At 69.7% G+C, this 2699-nt stretch carries 3 protein-coding genes and 2 pseudogenes; 1 reads left to right on the top strand and 4 read right to left on the bottom strand.

Translation table 11 applies throughout. The features are described from left to right. Window positions 1-134 (top strand): annotated as a pseudogene (locus tag ACZ60X_RS43825) (UTP--glucose-1-phosphate uridylyltransferase); the annotation flags it as partial. A gap of 87 nt (window positions 135-221) precedes the next feature. Here ACZ60X_RS43825 and obgE read toward each other — a convergent pair. The 4 genes and pseudogenes from obgE to ACZ60X_RS43805 form a co-directional block, all read right to left on the bottom strand. Then, on the bottom strand, window positions 222-1667 hold the full coding sequence (gene obgE / locus ACZ60X_RS43820; RefSeq protein ID WP_469611426.1) for a GTPase ObgE: 1446 nt from the start codon (window positions 1665-1667) through the stop codon (window positions 222-224). Window positions 1668-1793: 126 nt separating this feature from the next. Next, window positions 1794-2048 (bottom strand): 50S ribosomal protein L27, encoded by a 255-nt coding sequence (gene rpmA / locus ACZ60X_RS43815; RefSeq protein ID WP_030605064.1) that lies wholly within the window; start codon window positions 2046-2048, stop codon window positions 1794-1796. A gap of 14 nt (window positions 2049-2062) precedes the next feature. Beyond that, window positions 2063-2383: a 50S ribosomal protein L21 gene (rplU, locus tag ACZ60X_RS43810; RefSeq protein ID WP_009188585.1), complete on the bottom strand. Its 321-nt coding sequence runs from the start codon at window positions 2381-2383 to the stop codon at window positions 2063-2065. Between the two features lie 203 nt (window positions 2384-2586). After that, window positions 2587-2699 (bottom strand): annotated as a pseudogene (locus ACZ60X_RS43805) (phosphocholine cytidylyltransferase family protein); the annotation flags it as partial.

The following is a 2699-nucleotide window of genomic DNA, read 5'->3' as shown; positions in this document are numbered from 1 at the left end:
ACGACACCGGCGACCGCGGCGACTATCTGCGTGCCATTGTCAGACTCGCGTGCGAACGTGAGGACCTGGGCCCGGACTTCCGGGCCTGGCTTCGCGATTACGTGGCCGAGGAACTGACGGACGTCGACGGCTGACACGCGGGAACGCGCGAAGGGCGGGCCGGAGGTTCTCCTCCGGCCCGCCCTTTCCGTACGGCCTCAGGGACGGCTGCGAACAGCCCCCTAGAAGGGCTCGAAGCCGTCGAACTCCTGCTGTGCCTCGTCGCGTTCGGCCTGCTTGTCCCGGCGGCGCTGGGCCGCGGGCCGCTGCGCGTCGAGGCGGTGGTCCTCGCCGCGGCGGCCCAGCATCTCCGCGCCGGCCATGACCGACGGCTCCCAGTCGAAGACGACCGCGTTCTCCTCGGGGCCGATCGCGACGCCGTCGCCGGACCGGGCGCCCGCCTTCATCAGCTCCTCTTCCACGCCGAGGCGGGCCAGCCGGTCGGCGAGGTAGCCCACGGCCTCGTCGTTGTTGAAGTCGGTCTGGCGGACCCAGCGCTCCGGCTTCTCGCCGCGCACCCGGAACAGCGGCTCGCCGCCGACCTCCTCACGGGTGACGGTGAAGCCGGCGTCGTCCACGGCCTTGGGGCGGATGACGATACGGGTCGCCTCCTCCTTCGGCTTCGCGGCACGGGCCTTGGCGACCAGCTCGCCGAGCGCGAAGGTCAGCTCGCGCAGCCCGATGTGAGCGACGGCCGACACCTCGAAGACGCGGTAGCCGCGCGCCTCCAGGTCGGGGCGGACCATCTCGGCGAGGTCCTTGCCGTCCGGCACGTCGACCTTGTTCAGGACGACGATCCGGGGCCGGTTGCCGAGGCCGCCGTACTCGCGCAGTTCCGCCTCGATGACGTCGAGGTCGGAGACGGGGTCGCGGTCGGACTCCAGGGTCGCGGTGTCGAGGACGTGCACCAGGACGCTGCACCGCTCCACGTGCCGCAGGAACTCAAGGCCGAGGCCCTTGCCCTGGCTGGCACCCGGGATCAGACCGGGGACGTCGGCGATGGTGTAGACGGTCGAACCGGCCGTCACCACACCGAGGTTGGGCACGAGGGTGGTGAAGGGATAGTCGGCGATCTTGGGCTTGGCCGCACTGAGCACGGAGATCAGCGAGGACTTGCCGGCGCTCGGGTAGCCGACGAGGGCCACGTCGGCGACGGTCTTCAGCTCCAGCACGACGTCCTGGAGGTCACCGGGCTCGCCGAGCAGCGCGAAGCCGGGCGCCTTGCGGCGGGCGGAGGCCAGCGCCGCGTTGCCGAGCCCGCCGCGGCCGCCCTGGGCGGCGATGTACGACGTACCGTGCCCGACCAGGTCGGCGAGGACATTGCCGGCCTTGTCGAGGACCACGGTCCCGTCCGGCACCGGCAGGACCAGGTCCTGGCCGTCCTTGCCGGAGCGGTTGCCGCCCTCGCCGGGCTTGCCGTTGGTGGCCTTGCGGTGCGGCGAGTGGTGGTAGTCGAGCAGCGTCGTCACGGACTGGTCGACGGTGAGGATGACGTCACCGCCGCGACCGCCGTTGCCGCCGTCCGGGCCGCCGAGCGGCTTGAACTTCTCGCGGTGGACGGAGGCACAGCCGTGACCTCCGTTACCCGCGGCGACGTGCAGCTCGACGCGGTCCACGAAGGTGGTCATGGTTCAGTGCCTCCTGATACGTGCGGGTACTGCCTATGTCAACACGCGAAAGGCGGACCCGCTTCCCACAGGGGAAGTGAGGTCCGCCTCGCGAAACGTTCGGTCGAAGCCGTGAAGTCAGACGACTCAGGCGACCGGAACGATGTTCACGACCTTGCGGCCACGGTGGGTACCGAACTCCACCGCACCGGCCTGGAGGGCGAACAGCGTGTCGTCGCCGCCACGGCCGACACCGGCGCCGGGGTGGAAGTGGGTGCCGCGCTGGCGGACCAGGATCTCACCCGCGCTCACGACCTGACCGCCGAAGCGCTTCACGCCGAGCCGCTGGGCGTTGGAGTCGCGACCGTTCCGGGTGGACGATGCGCCCTTCTTGTGTGCCATGTCTCCTCAGTCCCTTACTTCGCAGCCGTGGGGATCGACGTGACCTTGATCGCCGTGTACTGCTGGCGGTGGCCCTGCCGACGGCGGTAGCCGGTCTTGTTCTTGTAGCGCAGAATGTCGATCTTCTGGCCCTTGTGGTGGTCCACGACCTCGGCCTGGACCTTGATGCCGGCGAGCACCCACGGGTCGCTCGTCACGGCGTCGCCGTCGACAACGAGCAGGGTCGAGAGCTCGACCGTGTCGCCAACCTTGGCGGTGGAAATCTTGTCAACCTCAACGATGTCGCCGACAGCAACCTTGTGCTGGCGACCACCGCTGCGCACGATGGCGTACACGCGGATCTCTCTTTCGCTCGTTCAGAACCGGAACCCCCGCAGGCCAGTCGTCCACCACACATGGGGCGACCTCTCCCGGCCAGCCTTGCGTCCGGGAGGAAGAGGTTTACGGGGATGTGGCGCGCTCGGTGACACGCCGACGGTCAAGGTTACGGGGCCCGGCCACAGGGGTCAAACTGGACCCTTCGGCGCCGCCGGGCGGGTCAGTAACCGCCCACGAGCTCCCGGCCCTTGGCGAGGTCGTCGTGGTTGTCGATCTCGACCCACCGGACGTCGCCGATCGGCGCCACGTCGATCCTGAAGCCCCGGTCGACCA

Source organism: Streptomyces sp. NPDC104106 (assembly GCF_055584345.1).
This window is presented reverse-complemented; position numbering and strand designations above follow the sequence as displayed.